General features: G+C 24.8%; 1 pseudogene. It reads left to right on the top strand.

Annotated elements, in window-relative coordinates:
- Positions 1-5 precede the first annotated feature (5 nt).
- A pseudogene (locus WFZ85_RS16410) lies at positions 6-226 on the top strand (IS982 family transposase); the annotation flags it as partial.

Genomic DNA, 226 nt, shown 5'->3' with positions numbered 1-226 from the left:
TATCTATGTCAAATATAGTAAAAAAATATTTAAGAGTTTTAGAAGTTATAAGTTCTTTGAATTGTGAATTAGAATTTAAATCAGGTGTTGGTAGAAAAGAAAAAATGTCTGATTTAGAAGTAGTTGCATTGAGTTTAACCGCTGAATTTATGTCTATTGATAGTAAAAACTCCTTATTTAAAGAGATAAACAAAGAACAAATTTCTAATTTAATTGAGCGAAGTCA

Source organism: Flavobacterium aureirubrum, from assembly GCF_038739835.1.
Lineage (GTDB): Bacteria > Bacteroidota > Bacteroidia > Flavobacteriales > Flavobacteriaceae > Flavobacterium > Flavobacterium aureirubrum.
Note: the sequence above shows the minus strand (reverse complement) of the source record. Positions and strands in the feature narration are given on the sequence as shown.